Source organism: Allobosea sp. 05T439, assembly GCF_056396005.1.
Window position 1 is genome coordinate 70,660 of the sequence record NZ_JBFTKP010000019.1, and the last position, 19,271, is coordinate 89,930.

The window sequence follows — 19,271 nt, forward strand, 5'->3', positions numbered from 1 at the left end:
CTGGCCGTCCGTCCAGCCGACACGATGGCCACGGCCGCGCTCGCCAGCTTCGCAGCCGGACAACGGCGGCAGGCCGTTCTGGTCATCGTCGGCCTTGTTCTGCTCTGCGGCCTGTTGATGATCGTGGCCGTCGGGCAAGGTGCGTTCTCGATTCCGCCTGGCCGGGTCGCCGAGATCCTCTGGGCCAGGCTGACAGGCGAGACCGCCCTGCTGGAAGGGCGCGACGCGCTCGTCGTCCTCAATATCCGCCTCCCGCGCGTGCTGCTCGGCGCCCTCGTTGGCGCCGCACTCGCGATTTCCGGAGCCCTGATGCAAGGGCTCTTCCGCAATCCGCTCGCGGATCCCGGCCTCGTCGGCGTCTCCGCCGGCTCCGGCCTGGCAGCGGCTGCGACCATCGTGCTCGGTGACCGCCTTCTCGCCGGCCTGACGATGAAGCTGCCTTTTGCAGCCCTCCCGTTCGGCGCTTTCTGCGGCGGCCTGATTTCGACCCTGACCCTCTATCTCATTGCGACCCGCCAGGGTCGGACCTCGGTCGCGACCATGCTGCTCGCCGGTGTCGCGCTCGGCGCGCTTGCCGGCGCGCTGACCGGCGTCCTCGCCTTCATTTCCGACGACCGACAGCTGCGCGACCTGACCTTCTGGTCGCTCGGCAGCCTTGGCGGCGCGAGTTGGACCAAGCTCGTGGTCATCGCGCCCATCGTCCTGCCGCTGCTGCTGGCGGTGCCCCTCCTGGCCCGCGGGCTGAACGCTTTGATGCTCGGAGAGGCCGAAGCCTACCATCTCGGCATCCCGATCCAGCGCATCAAGGCGCTGGCGATCCTGCTCGTGGCCCTGGCCGTCGGCGCCAGCGTCGCCTCGGCCGGCGTGATCGGCTTCGTCGGCATCGTCGTGCCGCATCTGATCCGCCTCGCCATCGGCCCCGATCACCGGCTGTTGCTGCCGCTCTCGGCGCTCGGCGGAGCAACGCTTCTCGTCGCCGCAGATATCGTCGCGCGCCTGATCGTCGCCCCGGCCGAATTGCCGATCGGCATCGTCACTGCAGCACTCGGCGCGCCCTTCTTCCTGTGGCTCCTGCTGCGTCGCGCGGATGGTCTCGATGTCTGAGCCGATCAACAACGAGCCGATCCTCTCAGGCCGGTCCCTGAGCTTCATGGCCAGCGGGCGCGCGCTGGTCAGCGAGGCTTCGCTCGATCTCAAACCGGGCAAGACCACGATCCTGATCGGCCCCAACGGCGCCGGCAAATCGACCCTGCTCAAGCTGGTCACCGGCGAACTGAAGCCTGCCAATGGCGAGGTCCTGCTCGACGGCGAGCGCCTCTCCGCGATCCCGTCCTGGCGCCTGGCCTGCCAGCGGGCCGTGATGGCGCAGCACACGCGGCTCGCCTTTCCCTTCAGCGTCTATGAGGTCGCACGCCTCGGCGTGGACGGTGTCGGGCGCGCCTTGTCGCGTCAGCGCCGCGAAGCCCTCGTCGGCGAATGCCTGGCCTCGGCCGGCGTCGCCGAGCTCGCCGCGCGGCGTTATCAGACCTTGTCCGGTGGCGAGCAGCAGCGCGTGCAGTTCGCCCGCGTGCTCTGCCAACTCGAGGCCGGTCGCAGCGTCGCTGCGCGGCAGACCCTCTTCCTCGACGAGCCGATCGCCAGCCTCGACCTCTGCCATCAGCTCGCCCTGCTCGATATGGCACGCGCGATTGCGGCCCGCGGCGTGGCCGTGCTGATCGTGCTCCACGATATCAATCTCGCCGTGACCTATGCCGACCACCTCGTCGTGATGGACCGCGGCCGCATCGTCGCCCAGGGGGCGCCGGCAGCAACGCTGGATGACGCCTTGCTGCGCAATGTCTTCAAGGTCGACCTCAGCTTCAGCCGCGCGCCCGCCGCCGGCCTGCCCTTCCTCCTGCCCCAGCAGCACCGCCCCAACGCAGCCGCTTGATCCCCCGGAGCGGTTATTTTAAGCTTGAAATAATTGCTCCGAACCGGGGTCCGCGATCATGTCCGCTTCACCGCGCAGATTGTCCTACGGACGTTATCTTCAGGTCGACGATCTGCTGGCCTGCCAGACCCTGGAGAGCGTGAAGGCCGGCACGCCGGCCCATGACGAGATGCTCTTCATCATCGTCCATCAGGCCTATGAGCTCTGGTTCAAGCAAATCCTGCATGAGCTCGACCGCATCCAGCTCGACTTCTCGGCGAGCCCGGTCGCCGACGAGAATCTTGGCCGCATCGTCGCGGGCCTCGGCCGCATTCATGAGATCCTGAAGCTTCTGGTGGGCCAGCTCKACGTCCTGGAGACGATGACGCCCGCCGGCTTCCTCGAATTCCGCGACCTGTTGACCCCGGCCTCGGGTTTCCAGTCCGTGCAGTTCCGGCTGATCGAGAGCCGTCTCGGTCTCGCCGATACGCTCCGTCTCCGGATCGACGATCAGAGCATGCGCGAACGCCTCGCGCCCGAGGATCGTGCCAAACTCGACGCCGAGCATAGACCGTCCCTGCTATCTCAGCTTGACGCCTGGCTCGCGCGCACGCCCTTCGTCGCACTTGGCGACTACAGTTTCCGTGAAAGCTATCGTGCCGCCGTGACCGCGGCGCTACAGCGCGATGCGCGCAGCGTCGGCACCGATCCGTCCCTGCCGGAAGCGCAGCGCCAGGCCGATGCCGCCGCGATCGAAACGGCGCTCGCCCGCTTCCAGGCCCTGTTCGAGCCGGACGCCGCCGGCACAACCTGGCACATGTCGGCGCGCGCGATCGAAGCAGCCCTATTCATCGCGCTCTATCGCGACATGCCCGTGCTGCAGCTGCCCTTCCGGCTCCTGCAAAACCTGATGGACATCGACGAAAGCCTGACGCTCTGGCGCCTGCGCCATGCGCTCATGGTCGAGCGCATGATCGGCGTCCGGCCCGGCACCGGCGGCTCCTCGGGCTCGGGTTATTTGCGCGCCACGGCCGAGAAGCACCGCATCTTCATCGACCTCTTCCATCTCTCCAGTTATCTGCTCGCCGCCCGGGACCTGCCGGCCCTGCCCGAGGGGGTACGCCGGCGCATGGGCTTCAGCTACGGGGCGGCCTGATGCACGGCGACTGGACAGCTCATTTCAGCCGTTTCCGCAACGCGGCACCGGAGCGGATCAACCTCGCGGCGCATAGCCATCACGACTGGCCCGATGTCAGTTTCGCGGCGCAGGAACAGGCCTGGACCGACGCCGCCCGCCTCGCAGGCCATAAATGGAGCCTCGTCTTCGGCGAGCTGATTCCGGCGGTTCAGGCCGGCATCGCCCGCGAGCTCCGGCTTCCCGATCCGTCGAGCATCGCCTTTGCGCCGAACACCCACGAATTCCTGCGTCGCCTCCTCTCCTGCCTGCCAGCCGACCGCACCCCTCGCATACTGACGACGAGCGCCGAATTCCACACGGCTCGGCGGCAGCTCGCCCGACTGGCCGAAGAGCGACTGATCCAGCTCGACGAGATCGCCGCAGAGCCCTTCGCAACATTTCACGAGCGCCTCCGGACGGCGATCATCGCCGGTGGCCACGACCTGATCTATGTCAGCCAGGTCCTGTTCAATTCGGGAGCGACCTCAGGCGATCTCGCAGCGCTTGCCGGCGCAGTACCGTCCGAGGAAACCCTGGTCGCGATCGATGGCTATCACGGCTACCTCGCCCTGCCGACCGACCTTTCGGCGATTGCGGACCGCGTCTTCTACATCGCCGGAGGCTATAAATACGCGATGGCCGGCGAGGGCTGCTGCTTCATGCACTGCCCGCCAGGTTATGGCCCGCGCCCGCGCGACACCGGCTGGTTTGCAGCCTTCGGCGCGCTCGCGGCTCCCCCCGGCAGCAGTGTCGGCTACTCCGCCGACGGCGGTCGCTTCCTCGGCGCCACCTTCGATCCCAGCGGGCTCTATCGCATGCGAGCCGTGCTGGCATGGCTGCAGGCCAACAGTCTCGCTGCGCATCACGTCCACGAGCACGCCATCTCCCTGATGCGGCAGTTCCTCTCCGGCCTCGATACGCTGACAATTCCCGGGCTATCCCCGGCCCAACTGATCACGCCCGTTGGCAATCCTGCGGCACATGGCAATTTCCTCGCCTTCCGCACCGCGGGAGCCGGAGCGCTGGAGGCGACACTGGCGAAGCACGGCATCGCCACGGATCATCGCGGCGACGTGTTGCGGTTCGGCTTTGGACTGGCGCTGTCGGACGGAGATGTGGCCGAGGCTCTCGATCGGATGAAGGCCCTGAACGCCTGATCGAAATCATCGGAATGATCGATTTTACGCCGGATTCATCGTGAATCCAGGCTTCACCATATCGCTCAACCGCCGGTTCACGGTCGCAGCGCCACATCTCCCGCAGAACCCGAAGCGGGAGATGAACCGTGACCAGACGCCTCGCCCCCATCGACCTGCTGCTTGCAGGCGCGATGTCCCTGCTGGCCCTTGCCTTCGCCGGCCGCCCCGCGCTCGCTCGCGAACTCGTCCAGTTCCAGGACCAGCGCTACTACCCAGGCACGATCGTGATCCGCACCGGCCAGCGCAGCCTCTATTTCGTCACGGCGCCTGGTGAGGCGATCCGCTACCAGATCGCCGTCGGCAAAGCCGGCAAGCAATGGCGCGGCGTCAAATATGTCGAGGAACTCGCAGTCGAGCCAGCCTGGAGTCCTCCGGCCGAGGTCAAGCGCGCCCAGCCGAACCTGCCCAACGTCATCGCCGGCGGCTCGCCCCGCAACCCGATGGGGGCCCGTGTCATCGGCCTCGGGCCGGGTGGTGAATACGCCATCCACGGCACCAACGCGCCGGGCACGATCGGAACAGCGGCCTCCTTTGGCTGCTTCCGGATGCACAACCCCGACGTGATCGATCTCTATGCCCGCGTCCGCATGGGCACGCCCGTGGTGGTCCTGCCTTAGATCATCTCTAGTGATTGCATCGGCTGTCCGCGAAAGCCGCAATCCACTTTTCGGACTGAGGCTTCAGAGGGCAACCGGCGACAATAATGGCCTTCCGGAAAAGAAGGCCGCGAGGTTGCCGATGAGCAAATCCTGCTGGGCATGCTGCGCCGATTCCGCGTTGGCGCCGATATGGGGCGTCAGCACCGCATTCTCGCAGGCCCGCAACCGCTCGGAGACATGCGGCTCGTTCTCGTAGACATCGAGCGCCGCACCCGCGATCACGCCCGCCTCGAGCGCGTCGCATAGCGCAGACTCATCCACGGCGATGCCGCGCGAGATATTGACGAGATGCGCTTGCGGACCGAGCGCCTTCAGTACCTCCGCGTTGATCGCGTAGCGGTTCTCGGCACTGGCACGCACCGAAACGACCAGCAGGTCCGCCCAGTGAGCCAGCCCGAGCAGGCTGTCGTGATAGAGATAGGGCAGGTCTGCGCGCGGCGACCGATTATGGTAGCCGATCGTCATGTCGAAGGCCGCAGCGCGACTGGCAATGCGGGCACCAATGGCGCCAAGTCCGTAAATGCCCAGCTTGCGACCAGCCAGTCCAGGCACATGCGCCATCCGCGCGACCGCATTGCCTTGCCATCGTCCGGCGCGCAGGAACCGGTCTCCGCTATTGATCTGCCGCGCGCTGGCCAGGAGCAGGCCCATGGCAAATTCCGCGACGCTTGTCGCGTTGCTGTCGGCGGCATTGCTCAGCAGGATGCCGCGCTCCTTGGCGCGCACCCGGTCGACCCCCTCGAAACCCGTGCCGTAGCACGCGATCAACCGCAGCTTCGGCAGGGCATCGATCAACGCCGCATCCGTCTTGTGGCTGCCGATGGTCAGGAGAGCCTGAACCTCCTCGGCCCCTGCCGGCAACGCATCCGGAGCTGAGCGCGCCATCGGGCCAAGCAATGTGTAGCTTTCGTTCAGACGCGCGACGAGCCGATCAGGCAGGCGCGGCGCCATGAGGATGGTCGGCTTCATCAGGAATCAAGCTCCATGGCGGTGTTGCATCGCAACATCGAACGGCAGCTTGCTCAACCCGTTTCGGAGCGGGGACCGCCATCTCGCCGACGCAATGCAACCGCTCTGAACGCCTCGCCGAAAAAGGCCAACATCGCCTAGCGTAACCTCTCGCCTGCGACAAAGAAGCGCGTTAACGTTTGCTTGCACGACTTCAATCGCGCTCGGGCCTGAAGCACCGAGCCCAACAGGGGCTATCGATGGATCATCTCGCCGACGTCAAGAAATACGCCAGGAAGGCCGTCAACGAAGCTGCCTTTGCCGGTATGTCCAAATCTTACGCGCTCGTCATGGGCAAGCCCGACACCCGCTTCGTCGCCTGCACGGATCCGGCCGAACTGGAGCGCGTCCGCGAGAACTTCCTGAAGAAGAAACTCGGTCTCAAGAGCGCCGATCTCGATGCATCCATCAAGGCAACCTGCGAGCATATGAAGGACGACAAGACCAAGTCGCGCCTGACCTTCTACTACCTGCTGGCCGAGCACTACGGGAAGCTGGATCTCTTCGTGAAGAAGTAAGACGCGCCCTGCGCGCATGCCCGGGCTGGCCCCGGGCATCCTGGATCACAAATCTATTCCAGGACGAGATGGTCGGCTCCAGGCCGACCATATTGCCTATCCGCTTCTCGCCACGCTCAGCGATAGAGGTCCGCGCGCGTCAGCGGCAGACCCGATGGTCCCTTGCGCCGCTTCGAGACCAGCGTCTGGTTGATCAGCGCGCCACCGCGCTCGAAGGCGAGCGAACAGCCCGCGAGATAGAGCAGCCACATCCGCGTCCGCTCGGGACCGATCTCCGCCTCGGCCTCGGCCTTGCGTGCATTCAGCCGCTCGAACCATAGCCGCGTCGTGCGCTGGTAATGCTCGCGCCACCCCTCGACATCATGCACCTCGAAGCCATGGCGCTCGAGATTGGCGATCGACATGCCGAGATGGTCGAGTTCACCGCCCGGGAAGATATAGCGCACCAACGCCCGGTACTCGGCCGGCATCTTGTTGAAGGCGCGCTCGGTCTTCTTGGCTCGCCGCGAGATCGTATGGTGCAAATAGAGACCGCGCGGCTTGAGCAGCCGGTTCACCGCCTGGAAATAGGCCGGGTGATTGCGGATGCCGACATGCTCGAACATGCCGATCGAGGAGATCTTGTCGAAGACCCCCTCCATCTCCGTGAAATCCTTGAGATGCAGCGTGACCTTGTCCTGAAGACCGAGTCGCTCGACCTTCTCGCGAGCCAGCGCGAGCTGCTCCTCGGCAAGCGTCACGCCATGTGCCTCGACACCATAATGCTGCGCGGCATGGCAGATCAGCGCGCCCCAGCCGCAGCCGATATCGAGCAGCTTCTCGCCGGGCTGCAGGCGTAGCTTGCGGCAGATCATGTCGAGCTTGTCGCGCTGCGCCCGCTCGAGATCGGTATGATCCTCGGTAAAATAGGCGCAGGTGTAGACCATCTCCTCATCGAGGAAGAGCCGGTAGAACGCGTTCGAAACGTCGTAATGATAGGCGATATTGGCCTTGTTGGTGGCGGGAGCGCCATCGCGGGTGGCCTTGTCGCCCTGCAGGTGCTCGACGGCCTGCGGCGCAGCGCCGGGCGCGAGCAGGAAGCGCCTCACGACATCGAACACCGCCGATTTCGGGATACCGCGCGCCAGCCGCGCGACCTTTCCCTCCGGGCGCGCCGCCGCGAGATCGAAGATCGTTCCGTTCACGATCGCGATCCGGTCGGTGACATGCAGATGCAGCAGCGTGTCGAGCTTCGGCTTGCGGAGCAGCGCTGCAACGGCGCCGGAGTCGCGGATCGCGATCGCAAGGCCGTCCTCAGGCCACTCGGAGGGGATGCGGCTCCCGTCCCATAATGCGAAGCCGAGCTTCAATCCAAGTTTCTGGTGTGCCTCGGTCAGAAGTCGCCGCAAGGCGGCGAGGCGTTTGGTGTCGCGATCCATGCGTGGCCGATCCATCCCCGTCCCGACCTGTTTGACGGCAGGCGTGGGGCTTGGCAACCACCCGTCAGAAATCGCTCGCGATTCCCTTCACTTCCCAGTCGTCGTAGCGCACCGGATCGAGACCACCGCGGCCGTTGAGCTCCTTGTCACGCTTTGCCGCCGCCGCCTTGGCGTCGATCTCGGCGCGTCGCGCCTGTGCTTCGGCCAATGCGCGCTGCGCCGCCGGCGAAAGGCTCCTGGCCCGATCGGTCTCGCTCGTCAGGACTGCGGCTTGATCCTTGGCCGAGGCTTGATCCTTGGCCGAAGTTTGATCCTTGGCAATGTCGTTCGGCATTGGCACAGCGCTCTCTTGCGGGATCGGCATGGTCTTCACCACATAAGGCGCAAATCCGCATTCGGGGAGAGCGAATTCATCATCCCGGACTGCGACCGACAAAGGGGACCAAGATGAACTACGTCCGCACCGGCATCCTGATGGCCGGCCTCACCGCGCTCTTCGCCGTGGTCGGCTATCTGCTCGGCGGCGCGGGCGGCATGCTGATCGCGCTCGGGATCGCCGCCGCGACCAATCTCTACAGCTACTGGAATTCGGATCGGCTCGCGCTCGCCTCCCACAATGCCCATGAGGTCGACGAGCGCAGCGCGCCCGAACTCTATGGCATGGTGCGCGACCTTGCCGCGCGCGCCAACATGCCGATGCCGAGGGTCTACCTGATCGACGAGGAGCAGCCCAACGCCTTCGCCACCGGGCGGAACCCGCAGAACGCAGCCGTCGCCGCGACCACGGGCATCCTGCGCACGCTGAGCTACGATGAGCTCGCCGGCGTGATGGCACACGAGCTTGCCCACATCAAAAATCACGACACCCTGACGATGACCATCACCGCGACCATGGCGGGCGCAATCTCCTCGCTCACCACCTTTGGCATGTTCTTCGGCTCGCGCGAGAACCGGCCGGGATTGCTGGTGCAGATCCTGATTTCGGTGCTCGCGCCGATGGCCGCGATGGTGATCCAGATGGCGATCTCGCGTTCCCGCGAGTACGAGGCGGACCGGCTCGGCGGCGAAATCTGCGGCAATCCGGTCGCGCTCGCGGACGCGCTTGCCAAGATCGCCGGGGGCGTCGCGCATATTCCGAACGAGACGGCGGAGGCCAAGCCTGCTACGGCCCACATGTTCATCATCAATCCCCTGAGCGGACGCGGCATGGATTCTCTGTTTTCGACCCACCCCGACACCGGCAATCGAATCGCCGCCTTGATGGAACAGGCGCGCGCCATGGGTATCGGCCGGGGTCGCAATGCCGGCGGCTTCACCAGCCAGGCCGCACAGAGCCCGTGGAACGGCTCCCACAAGCCCGGCCCGTGGGGCTGAGATGACTGAACAGGACAATTCGCGCGGCAAACCGGCACCGGCTCCCGCCCGGCCAGCCGATGATGCCCCGGGTCTGCCGGCGCGCCGCCTTGCAGCGAACCTGATCGACGAGGTGCTCCGGGCCGGCACCGCGCTCGACGAAACCTATGAACGCATGAGCCCGGCCTTCGGGCTCGACGCCGCCGACGCAGCACTGGCGCGCGCCATCGCCATCACCGCCTTCCGCCGGCTCGGCACGATCCAGCACGCCATCAATGCGCGGCTCGAACGCGGCAGCCCGAAGAATTCGGGCCCGTTCGAGCCGATTCTGGTCGCCGGCGCGGCCCAGATCCTGTTCCTCGACGTGCCGGATCATGCCGCCGTCGATCTCGCGATCCGCCATCTCCACGAGGATGCGCGTTCGGCCCGCTATGTCGCGCTGGGCAATGCGTTGCTGCGCCGGCTTGCCCGCGAGCGCGACGCGATCCTGAACGGAAGCGCCGCCCCCTTTGCCGACACCCCGCCCTGGCTCGCCGAAAGCTGGCGCAGCGCCTATGGCGATGAAACGGCCGCCGCCATCGCAGCAAGCCACGCCGACGAGCCGCCGCTCGATCTGAGCGTGAAGGGTGACGCCGAAGGCTGGGCCGAGAAACTCGGCGGCATCGTGCTGCCGACCGGATCGGTGCGTCTGCGCGAACGCTCGCCGGTGCCGAGCCTGCCTGGCTTTGCGGAAGGCGAATGGTGGGTGCAGGACGCCGCCGCCGCACTGCCGGCGCTGCTGCTGGCGCCCAAGCCGGGCGAACGCATCGCCGATCTCTGCGCCGCGCCGGGCGGAAAGACGGCACAGCTCGCGGCAGCCGGCGCCGCCGTGACCGCAGTCGATCGTTCGGCGCCGCGCTTGCGCCGCCTGCGCGCCAATCTGGAACGGCTCGGGCTCACGGCCGAGATCCTGGCGACCGACGCCGCAAACTGGCAGGCCGAGCCGTTCGACGCGGTTCTGCTCGACGCCCCCTGCAGCGCCACGGGCACGATCCGCCGCCATCCCGATGTCGCCTGGACGAAGACACCCGAGGATCGCGACAAGCTCGCCGCACTCCAGGCCCGGCTGCTCGACGCGGCGGCGCGCCTGACGCGGCCCGGCGGCCGCCTGGTCTACTGCACCTGTTCGCTTGAACCGGAAGAGGGCGAGAACCAGATCGACGCCTTCCTCGCCGCGAACCCGGATTTTGCACGCGTGCCGATCAAGCCCGAGGATATCGGCGGCCTCCCTGAGGCGATCAACGCCGCCGGCGACCTTCGTACCTTGCCGCATCAGCTTCGCGGCGAAAGCCCGCGGCTCTCAGGATGGACAGGATTTTACGCAAGCCGTCTGATCAGGCTATGACGAAACCGGGATTCGCAGGGCGCGACCACGTCCTCCGGGACGATTCGCATCGGGACGGGGTGAGCGGGGGCATTGAACGGCTGGACTGAGCGTAGGGGGCTTGCCCAGGCGGCGATCGGTCGGGCTGCGCGGCGTACGCGTGGCCAGTTCGTCGGCGCCGCGCGGAAGCTCTGGCCTTTCGGCCATGTCCAGGCCACCCGTCTGCTCTTTGCTCCGCATGATTTGCGCACCGCCGATCCGACTACGGCCGGCGATATCTATTCCGGGTATTATGCTTTCGCCGGACGCACGCTGAGAACCCATGGCGAATCGCCCTTCGACTGCCAGCCGCCGAGCGAGGGCTGGTCCGAGGCCCTGTACGGCTTCTCCTGGCTTCGGCACATGCGCGCCGCCGATACCGCGATCGCCCGCGCCAATGCGCGCGCGCTGGTCGACGAGTTCATCGACAGGCGGCACGACCGCAGCGAGATCGCAAGGCAGCCGGCTGTCGCCGCGCGTCGACTGATCTCCTTCCTGTCGCATTCGCCGCTCCTTCTCGAGGGCGCAGATCACGCTTTCTACGAGCGCTTCATCCGCCATGTCGGGCGGCTGACGGAGCGGCTGACGCTGACGCTGTCCGGCGCGGTCGATGGCGCAGCGCGGCTGCAATGCCTGATCGCAGTGACCTTCGCCGCGATCAGCCTCGACGGCCAGGAGCGCCGGCTGAGGCGCGCCGAGGCCGCCCTGTCCGACGAGCTCGACGTCCAGATCCTGCCCGATGGCGGCCATCTCAGCCGCAATCCGCGGCTGATCATCGAGTTGCTGCTCGATCTCCTGCCCCTGCGCGAGACATTCGTCGCGCGCGGGCTCGAACCTCCGCGCAGTGTCCTCATGGCGATCGAGCGGATGATGCCGCATCTGCGGCTGTTCCGGCATGGCGACGGCTCGCTCGCCCTCTTCAACGGCATGGGCATTACCCCGCCCGATCTGATGGCTACGCTCGCGGCCTATGACGACGCCCGCGCGCGGCCGATCGAGCATGCCGCCTATTCCGGCTATGATCGGCTCGGCGCCGGCCGCAGCACCGTGGTGGTCGATGCCGGCGCGGCGCCGCGAGGGGCCAACTCGGTCGAGGCCCATGCAGGTTGCCTGTCCTTCGAGTTCTCAAGCGGCAGCCAGCGCATCATCGTCAATTGCGGCGCCAGCCGTTTCGGACCGCCCGAGCTCCGGCTGGCCGCGCGTAGCACCGCAGCCCATTCCACGGTGATCCTGGCGGAGCGCTCCAGCGCCTCCTTCGGCCTCGTACTCGGTGAACACCGCATCATCGCCGGCCCCTCCGACGTGCGCGTCGCGCGGCAGGACAGCGAGGCAGGCCATGAATGGGTCGCGAGCCATGATGGCTACCATCGCAATCTCGGCGCCCTGCACACCCGCCGCCTGCTGCTCAGCAATGACGGCACGACGCTGACAGGCGAAGACGAGATCGCCCTGCCCAAGGGAACCGAAACCCTGCCGGCCGTGGCACGCTTCCACCTGCACCCCGGTATCCGAACGAGCCTGATCCGCGAGGGCGAAGGCGCCCTGCTCGCGCTGCCATCCGGCGAAGTCTGGGAGTTCGAAGCCTCCGGCCTTGCCGTCACGATCGAGGAAAGCATCTTCCTCGCCGCAGCCGACGGCAAACGGAGAACCGAGCAGTTGACGATCAGCTTCGACGCTGCCGTGACGCCGCAAGTCACYTGGCGCTTGACCCGCGTCGGCACGGCACCGCGGGCAACGCGGTCGCATGAACGGGGCGGACCCGAGGCACAACTGCCGCTTTGACGGCGGGACGCCGCTCCGGACACCGCCCTTTGCATCCAGGGCCCGGCATGATACGGCCCCGCCAAGCCGCCTTCATTGCACTGCACACCGGATTGTCCCGATGCCGACTGAGCTTCGCCGCGTCGAACGCGCCCTTCTTTCCGTCTCCGACAAGACGGGGCTGATCGAATTCGCGCGCGCCCTTCACCGTCTTGGCATCGCGCTGGTTTCGACCGGCGGCACCGCCAAGGCGATCGCCGAGGCCGGCCTGCCCGTCACCGATGTCTCCGATCTCACCGGTTTCCCGGAAATGATGGACGGTCGCGTCAAGACGCTGCACCCCAAGGTGCATGGCGGCCTTCTCGCCATCCGCTCGCATCCCGAGCATCAGGCCTCGATGCTCGGCCACGGCATCGCGCCGATCGACCTGCTCGTCGTCAATCTCTATCCGTTCGAAGCAACCGTCGCCGCCGGCCGCGCCTATGACGACTGCATCGAGAACATCGATATCGGCGGCCCCGCGATGATCCGCGCCGCCGCCAAGAACCACAACGACGTTGCCGTCGTGGTGGACGCGTCGGACTATGCCGCCGTCCTTGGGGAACTCGAGAGCCAGAAGGGCGCGACCACGCTGACGCTGCGCCGCAAGCTCGCCCAGAAGGCCTATGCCCGCACCGCCGCCTATGACGCCGCGATCTCGAACTGGTTCGCCAACGAGCTGGCGGAGACATCCCCGGCCTACCGCGCCCTCGGTGGCGGCCTCGCCGAGACGCTGCGCTACGGCGAGAACCCGCATCAATGGGCCGCGTTCTACCGCACCCCCGAGCAGCGCCCCGGTGTCGCGACTGCCCGCCAGGTCCAGGGCAAGCAGCTCTCCTACAACAACATCAACGACACTGACGCCGCCTTCGAATGCGTCGCCGAGTTCGATCCTGCAGTCTCGGCCGCCTGCGTCATCGTCAAGCACGCCAATCCCTGCGGCGTCGCCAGCGGCAGCTCGCTGCTCGAGGCCTATGAGAAGGCGCTGGCCTGCGACCCGGTCTCGGCCTTCGGCGGCATCGTCGCGCTCAACCGCAGGCTTGATGCCGAGGCGGCACGGAAGATCGTCGAGGTCTTCACCGAAGTGATCATCGCGCCCGAGGCCGATGACGAGGCGATCGCGATGATCGCCGCCAAGAAGAACCTGCGGCTGCTGCTGACCGGCGGCCTGCCCGATCCGCGCGGCGGCGGGCTGTCGCTGCGCACCGTTTCCGGCGGCTTTCTCGCACAGGCTCGGGACAACGCCGTCGTCGACGACATGGAACTGCGGGTCGTGACCAAGCGCGCGCCGAGCGAGGCCGAGCTCGCCGATCTTCGCTTCGCCTTCCGCGTCGCCAAGCACGTCAAGTCGAACGCCATCGTCTACGTGAAGGGTCAGGCGACTGTCGGCATCGGCGCGGGCCAGATGAGCCGCGTCGATTCCTCGCGCATCGCGGCCTGGAAGGCGAGCGAGGCTGCGAAGGCTGCTGGCGTTGCCGAGAGCCTCGCCAAGGGCTCGGTCGTGGCCTCCGACGCCTTCTTCCCCTTCGCCGACGGCCTGCTTGCCGCGGCCGAGGCCGGTGCCACGGCGGTGATCCAGCCCGGCGGCTCGATGCGCGACGACGAAGTGATCAAGGCGGCCGACGAGGCCGGCCTCGCCATGGTCTTCACCGGCCATCGCCACTTCCGCCACTGAGGCGCGGACGCCGCAAGGGCCGCTCTCGACCACGGGCGCGGCCTGGTCCTATTCTGCCGGCGTCGCGAGCGAGGCCGGCATGACGCAGACCCATCAGCGGCGCACGCCCTTGCGGACGCGCGTTGCACACGAACACGCCAAGGTCAGCTTCGTCGAGCTGTTCTTCGATCTCGTCTTCGTCTTCGCGATCACGCAGATCTCGCACACATTGCTGGAGCATTTCACGCTGCTTGGGCTCGCCCAGGCCACGCTGCTGCTCGGCGCGGTCTGGTGGGCCTGGGTCTGCACGAGCTGGGTGACCAACTGGCTCGACCCCGACTCGACGCCGGTCCGTCTGATGCTGTTCGTGCTGATGTTCATCGGCCTGGCACTCACGACCTCGCTGCCGGGCGCATTCGAGGATCGCGGCCTGATCTTCGCCTGCGCCTATGTCGCGATGCAGCTTGGACGCAGCGTCTTCACGCTGATCAGCCTACGGGGCCGCAGCCCCGCCAACTACCGGAACTTCCAACGCATATGCCTCTGGTTCGCGCTGTCCGGCGTGTTCTGGATCATCGGCGGATTAGCCGATGGCGGTCTCCGCTTCGGGTTCTGGGCGCTCGCACTTGCGCTTGAATATGGCGCGCCCTGGATCGGCTTCAGGGTGCCTGGTCTCGGCCGCTCCAGCACCGCCGAATGGGATATCGAAGGCGCGCATCTTGCCGAACGATGCGCGCTCTTCATCATCATCGCGCTCGGTGAATCCGTACTGGTGACGGGCGCCACCGCATCGAAGCTGGCAGCAACGCTGCCCAATTCGCTTGCCTTCGCCAATGCCTTTCTCAGCTCCGTCGCGATGTGGTGGTTGTATTTTCATGTCGGCGCCGAGCGCGGCAGCCAGCGCATCTCCATGGCGGAAGATCCGGGCTCGCTGGCTCGCAGCGCCTACACCTTCATCCCTCTGCCTCTCGTCGCCGGAATCATCCTGGTCGCCGTCGGCGACGAGTTCGTGCTCGCGCACCCGACCGGCCACACCGAGCTCAAGGTGGCGATCGCCGTCATCGCGGGGCCGATCTTCTACGTGATCGGAAATCTGCTCTTCAAGAAGGCCACGGCAGGATGGTATCCGCTGTCCCACCTCGTCGGGCTTGGACTGCTGGTCCTCTGGGCTCCGACGGGCGCGATCCTGCCGCCGCTCGCGCTGAGCTTCGGTGCAACGCTCATCCTGGTCCTGGTCGCGGCCTGGGAAACGCTCTCGCTTCGGCCGAAGGAGGCCTGACGCATGCATACGATGAAGATGCTCTCGGCCGGCTTTGCGCTGCTCGGCCTGCTGCTGTTCCTGGCGCCGCGGTTGAACCGCAGCAGCGCGCACCCCATCGCCTATGCGGTCAAACTGTTCATTCCGCTCTGGCTCGCGGTTTCGCTGATCAATCTCGTCGTTGGCGTGACCCGCGCCGGCTACACGGTTCTCGAGGAGGCTCCGATCCTGCTCATCGTCTTCGGCATCCCGATGGCGATCGCGCTGCTGCTACGCTGGTTCTTTGGAAAGGCCTCGGCATGAGTCTCGAATCGGTTCGCTCGTTCTTCGCGGAGCACGCGCCGGACATCGCCATCATCGAGACTGCAGAGAGCAGTGCGACGGTCTCGCTAGCCGCGGCGGCTCATGGCGTCGAGCCGGCGCAGATCGCCAAGACGCTCTCGCTCCGGATCGGCGAGCGGGTCGTGCTGGTCGTCGCGCGCGGCGATGCGCGGCTGGACAACCGCAAGGCCAAGGCGGCCTTTGGCGGCAAGCCGCGCATGCTCGATGCCGGCGAGGTCACCGAGATCACCGGCCATCCGGTCGGAGGCGTCTGCCCCTTCGGGCTTGCCTCCCCGCTGCCGGTCTATTGCGACATCACGCTGAAGGCCTTCGACGAAGTCGTGCCGGCTGCCGGATCCACCCAGAGCGCACTCCGCATCAGCCCGCAACGCATGGTCGAGCTGACCAAGGCCGAATGGGTCGATGTCTGCCAGGAACCGGCCTGACGGGCCTCAGCCCTTGCCGCCGACGCGCTCGATCAAGGCCATTGCAGCAGCCGGGTTGCGGATCTTGTCGCCGCTGATGACATATAAAAAGACATCGCGGCCGCCCTGCACTCCTGCGGGCGTCGCGACTGTGTCGAGATCCTTCGGCACCTCGCCTTCCGCCCAGCGACGGGCACGCTCGGCCCAGGCGTCCAGGTCTGTGGCCGAATAGCCGTTTGGTTCGGCCTCCTGCGTGCCCATGATGCGGCTATAGACGAAAGGCGCCGTCGGATCGGCAATCTGCGTGTATTTGGAATCCGCTGCAGTGACGACCGCTACGCCGTATTCGCGCAGCAGCGCGACGAAGTCCGGCGAGCGAAAACTGTCATGGCGAACCTCGACGGCGTGGCGGAGCGCGCGGCCTTCGACGGATTTCGGCAGCAGTTTCAGGAAAGCCTCGAAATCCACCGGGTCGAAGGCCTTGGTCGCCATGAACTGCCAGTTGATCGGGCCGAGCTTCTCCCTGAGCTCCAGCACGCCGCCCGTGATGAATTTCTCGATCGAGGGGCCAGCTTCCGCAAGCACGCGGCGGTTGGTGATATAGCGTGAACCCTTCAACGAGAAGACGAAGCCGTCCGGCGTCTCCTCGCGCCATTTGGCGAAGCTTTCGGGCTTCTGCGAGCCGTAATAGGTTCCGTTGATCTCGATCGAAGTCAGCTTGCTGCTGGCATATTCGAGCTCACGCTTCTGGGAGAGACCGTCAGGGTAAAAGCTGCCGCGCCAAGGCTCGAAAACCCAGCCTCCGATGCCGATCCTGATGGCGCCCTTTGCTGCTGCGGACATGACGGCTCCTCGTTCAAGCTGGCTGGCGGCATTCTTGTCGCAAACGGGCATTGAGACCACCCGCTTTCGGAGAGCCGTCCCAACCCGTCTCGTCATATCGTGGCCAAACGGCTTGTCAGCGCCTGTCAGCAGGCGTTCGACGACCCGGCCTCAGCCGTCGCGCAACCGCTTGTGCAGACCAGCGGCGTCCAGGCCGCCCAGATCCAGCAACGGCAGGAGATCGTTCTCCGCCCTGAAATCCCGCGCGCAGACCGCATTGAACAGCGCGATGCCGGCCTGATGCAACGGCACTGCCACGCCCGTGACGGCACCGAGCAGTTCGAGCGGCACGAGCCCGAAGGGCACGTCCTCGGTGATGAAGCGGGTATCGAGCGTCTTCGGCCCCATCAGCTCCGGGCGCATGGCATAGACCGCGGCAGCCATCTCGCCGACAGGGCCAGGCGTGACGCCGAAGGACAGGGCATAGTGATCCTGCACACTGCGCACCGCGAGTCCGAAGGCCGCCGCAAGCGCGAGCCGCTCCGCGTCCATCGCATCGATGATGCGGCCGACGCCGCGCGTCGTGCTCCCGTAATTCGGCCAATCCTCGCCCTGTTCCGCGCGGGTCAGATTGCACAGCATGCTCGCCATATGGCCGGGCGGATTGAGGTTGCTCAGCATGATGGCGAGCAGGTCTTCACGGGGCTCGAACCGATCGCCGAACAATGCCTGGCAGATCGAGTGCCCCTCCGCTGCGAAGCGTCGCGGCACGGTCGCGACGTCGAGCCGGGCACGGATGCCGGAGATGTTGACGCTGCGCGGCCCCGTCTTGCGCGCGGTCAGCGCGGTCGTCGCCCAGGCGGCAATCGGCAGCGTGATCCCGCGCTTCGCCAACAGGTCATGCATATAGAGTGCGGCAAAGGAGCTATGCGCGCTGATGACCACGCTCTGGCCGTGATGCAGATGCTCCGAAAGCGTTTCCAGCACGGTTCGGAAGCCATTGGCCGGCACCGCCACGATGACGGTTTCGGCGCCCGCCACGGCGTCCGCACAGCTCTGCGCGACCGCGATGGGCAAGGATGCGACGATCTTCCCGGTTACCGTCAGTTCCGCGCGCCCGGCGAAATCCGCCAGCTCCGCTCCGCTCGGCGACCACAGCACCGGCTGATGCCCCTGTTGCGTCAGATAGGCGGCATAGCCTCGGCCGATACCGCCGGAGCCGATGATGGCGACACGCATGTTCGATGGACTCTTGCTGCGTGGACGGCTCAGTCGCGAACCGGTTCGCCGAGCGTATGCATCAGCCGGTTGGCCCAGCCGAAGATCGAGGCGGAAAGGATCAGGTCGAGGATTTCAAGCTTCGACAGTCCAAGATCGCGCAACGCGGCAATATCCGCCGGCGTCGCCTCGGACGGCGTCTTCGAGAGCCTGACCGCGAAATCGAAGATCGCCTGCTGGTGTTCCTCCAGCTCGGCATCGACGCCATCGGCGAAGATTGCTTCGATCACGTCTGTCCGCTTCGTCAACTGGTTGAAGCGCGAGGCATGCACTGCCGCGCAATAGACGCAGCGATTGACGATCGAGGCGCCGACTGCCCCAAGCTCCCGTTCGGCCGAGGACAGTCCGCCCTTGCCATACATGATCGCGTTGAAGAGCGGCGAGCGCACCTTCAGGGATTCGGGATCATGCGCGAGCGTGAGGACATAGGCCGAAACCTTCTTGTTCGACGGCGTGATCTGCAGCGCATCGAGCTGCTCCGGCGTCGCGTCCTCGAGCGCGACCGGCGTGACATAGGGCGACCAGCGCGGCACCTCGGCCGTGAACTCATGGACCGGAACGCTCACAGGACCTCCTCCAGCAGCCGCAGGCCGGCAATCACGCGGACCTGATAATTGACGAAGGCAGCAAGCTCGGCGAGCCGGACGATGTCGGGCTCCGCGATGCCTGCCGCCTTGAGCGCCTCGATATCCGCCCGCGTCGCGTCCTTGACCGTCTTCGTCAGGATGTCGACATGACGCGTGACCGCGATGAGCCGCGCATCCGCGCCGTGTTGCTCAAGGGCCGCGCCCGAAGCGATCGCCGCCAACGCGGAGGTCTCTCCGGCTTGGCCGAGCAGTTCCCGGTAGTGAGCGGCCAGCCCGGAATCCCCGTTCCATCGGGCCATCCTGACCGCCAGCGCCGCACGTTCGGCATGGCTCAGACCGCCCGGCTCGCGCGGCAGCAGGACCGCGTCATGGCTGGCCTGGCTCATCTCCATGATCCCGGAGCGCTCTGATACGGCGTCCGCAAGTTGGGAGCCCGCCTTCAGCCCCGCCAGGCTCTCGATCAGATTCGTCCCGCTCAATCCC

The 19,271-nt window shown here is 66.4% G+C and carries 20 protein-coding genes; 13 read left to right on the forward strand and 7 right to left on the reverse strand.

From position 1 onward, the window contains the following. Positions 1–24: 24 nt before the first annotated feature. The 5 genes from AC1DIO_RS21400 to AC1DIO_RS21420 all read left to right on the forward strand — a co-directional run bounded on the left by AC1DIO_RS21400 (position 25) and on the right by AC1DIO_RS21420 (position 4,902). Positions 25–1,104, forward strand: coding sequence for a FecCD family ABC transporter permease (locus AC1DIO_RS21400; RefSeq protein WP_441492769.1), 1,080 nt, complete (start codon positions 25–27; stop codon positions 1,102–1,104). After that, complete coding sequence (locus AC1DIO_RS21405; protein WP_441492707.1) at positions 1,097–1,930, forward strand: heme ABC transporter ATP-binding protein; 834 nt, start codon at positions 1,097–1,099, stop codon at positions 1,928–1,930. Before AC1DIO_RS21400 ends, AC1DIO_RS21405 begins: the two co-directional genes overlap by 8 nt. Positions 1,931–1,988: 58 nt before the next feature. After that, positions 1,989–3,065 (forward strand): tryptophan 2,3-dioxygenase family protein, encoded by a 1,077-nt coding sequence (locus AC1DIO_RS21410; RefSeq protein ID WP_476854041.1) that lies wholly within the window; start codon positions 1,989–1,991, stop codon positions 3,063–3,065. Then, positions 3,065–4,243 (forward strand): aminotransferase class V-fold PLP-dependent enzyme, encoded by a 1,179-nt coding sequence (locus AC1DIO_RS21415; protein WP_441507442.1) that lies wholly within the window; start codon positions 3,065–3,067, stop codon positions 4,241–4,243. The genes AC1DIO_RS21410 and AC1DIO_RS21415 overlap by 1 nt, the downstream gene beginning before the upstream one ends. Before the next feature lie 173 nt (positions 4,244–4,416). Further along, positions 4,417–4,902 (forward strand): L,D-transpeptidase, encoded by a 486-nt coding sequence (locus AC1DIO_RS21420; RefSeq protein ID WP_441492768.1) that lies wholly within the window; start codon positions 4,417–4,419, stop codon positions 4,900–4,902. 63 nt (positions 4,903–4,965) lie between these two features. Here the strand turns inward: AC1DIO_RS21420 and AC1DIO_RS21425 are convergent, their stop codons facing one another. Further along, positions 4,966–5,913, reverse strand: coding sequence for a 2-hydroxyacid dehydrogenase (locus AC1DIO_RS21425; protein WP_441507443.1), 948 nt, complete (start codon positions 5,911–5,913; stop codon positions 4,966–4,968). A gap of 239 nt (positions 5,914–6,152) precedes the next feature. Here AC1DIO_RS21425 and AC1DIO_RS21430 point away from each other — a divergent pair, with 239 nt between their 5' ends. Then, positions 6,153–6,470 (forward strand): DUF2853 family protein, encoded by a 318-nt coding sequence (locus AC1DIO_RS21430; RefSeq protein ID WP_069878671.1) that lies wholly within the window; start codon positions 6,153–6,155, stop codon positions 6,468–6,470. A gap of 116 nt (positions 6,471–6,586) precedes the next feature. Here AC1DIO_RS21430 and AC1DIO_RS21435 read toward each other — a convergent pair whose 3' ends face one another. Together AC1DIO_RS21435 and AC1DIO_RS21440 are read right to left on the reverse strand one after the other, a co-directional pair. After that, on the reverse strand, positions 6,587–7,888 hold the full coding sequence (locus AC1DIO_RS21435; protein WP_441507444.1) for a class I SAM-dependent methyltransferase: 1,302 nt from the start codon (positions 7,886–7,888) through the stop codon (positions 6,587–6,589). A 64-nt stretch (positions 7,889–7,952) separates the two neighbouring features. Beyond that, positions 7,953–8,222, reverse strand: coding sequence for a DUF1674 domain-containing protein (locus tag AC1DIO_RS21440; protein WP_441492702.1), 270 nt, complete (start codon positions 8,220–8,222; stop codon positions 7,953–7,955). 113 nt (positions 8,223–8,335) lie between these two features. On the opposite strand from AC1DIO_RS21440, the gene htpX reads away from it, so the two are divergent. From htpX to AC1DIO_RS21475, 7 genes are all read left to right on the forward strand, one after another. After that, positions 8,336–9,262 carry a zinc metalloprotease HtpX gene (gene htpX / locus AC1DIO_RS21445; RefSeq protein WP_441492701.1) on the forward strand — a complete coding sequence of 309 codons (927 nt, stop codon included), beginning with the start codon at positions 8,336–8,338 and terminating at the stop codon, positions 9,260–9,262. Position 9,263: 1 nt separating this feature from the next. Then, a complete protein-coding gene (locus AC1DIO_RS21450) occupies positions 9,264–10,625 on the forward strand; it encodes an RsmB/NOP family class I SAM-dependent RNA methyltransferase (RefSeq protein WP_441507446.1) in 1,362 nt (453 codons plus the stop codon). Between the two features lie 72 nt (positions 10,626–10,697). Further along, positions 10,698–12,425 carry a heparinase II/III family protein gene (locus tag AC1DIO_RS21455; RefSeq protein ID WP_441507447.1) on the forward strand — a complete coding sequence of 576 codons (1,728 nt, stop codon included), beginning with the start codon at positions 10,698–10,700 and terminating at the stop codon, positions 12,423–12,425. 100 nt (positions 12,426–12,525) lie between these two features. After that, on the forward strand, positions 12,526–14,118 hold the full coding sequence (gene purH, locus AC1DIO_RS21460; RefSeq protein ID WP_441492698.1) for a bifunctional phosphoribosylaminoimidazolecarboxamide formyltransferase/IMP cyclohydrolase: 1,593 nt from the start codon (positions 12,526–12,528) through the stop codon (positions 14,116–14,118). Between the two features lie 79 nt (positions 14,119–14,197). Then, on the forward strand, positions 14,198–15,376 hold the full coding sequence (locus tag AC1DIO_RS21465) for a low temperature requirement protein A (RefSeq protein WP_441507448.1): 1,179 nt from the start codon (positions 14,198–14,200) through the stop codon (positions 15,374–15,376). A gap of 3 nt (positions 15,377–15,379) precedes the next feature. Next, positions 15,380–15,658: a hypothetical protein gene (locus AC1DIO_RS21470; protein ID WP_043242153.1), complete on the forward strand. Its 279-nt coding sequence runs from the start codon at positions 15,380–15,382 to the stop codon at positions 15,656–15,658. Further along, the gene (locus tag AC1DIO_RS21475; protein WP_441507449.1) at positions 15,655–16,122 is read left to right on the forward strand and encodes a YbaK/EbsC family protein; all 468 of its coding nucleotides are present in this window, start codon (positions 15,655–15,657) and stop codon (positions 16,120–16,122) included. The genes AC1DIO_RS21470 and AC1DIO_RS21475 overlap by 4 nt, the downstream gene beginning before the upstream one ends. A gap of 6 nt (positions 16,123–16,128) precedes the next feature. Here AC1DIO_RS21475 and AC1DIO_RS21480 read toward each other — a convergent pair whose 3' ends face one another. The 4 genes from AC1DIO_RS21480 to AC1DIO_RS21495 all read right to left on the reverse strand — a co-directional run bounded on the left by AC1DIO_RS21480 (position 16,129) and on the right by AC1DIO_RS21495 (position 19,267). Then, positions 16,129–16,944 (reverse strand): DUF72 domain-containing protein, encoded by an 816-nt coding sequence (locus tag AC1DIO_RS21480; RefSeq protein ID WP_441492694.1) that lies wholly within the window; start codon positions 16,942–16,944, stop codon positions 16,129–16,131. A gap of 150 nt (positions 16,945–17,094) precedes the next feature. After that, complete coding sequence (locus AC1DIO_RS21485; protein ID WP_476767815.1) at positions 17,095–18,162, reverse strand: NAD/NADP octopine/nopaline dehydrogenase family protein; 1,068 nt, start codon at positions 18,160–18,162, stop codon at positions 17,095–17,097. Positions 18,163–18,191: 29 nt separating this feature from the next. Further along, on the reverse strand, positions 18,192–18,767 hold the full coding sequence (locus AC1DIO_RS21490; RefSeq protein ID WP_441507451.1) for a peroxidase-related enzyme: 576 nt from the start codon (positions 18,765–18,767) through the stop codon (positions 18,192–18,194). Further along, a complete protein-coding gene (locus tag AC1DIO_RS21495) occupies positions 18,764–19,267 on the reverse strand; it encodes a CMD domain protein (protein ID WP_441507452.1) in 504 nt (167 codons plus the stop codon). Before AC1DIO_RS21495 ends, AC1DIO_RS21490 begins: the two co-directional genes overlap by 4 nt. Positions 19,268–19,271: the final 4 nt, after the last annotated feature.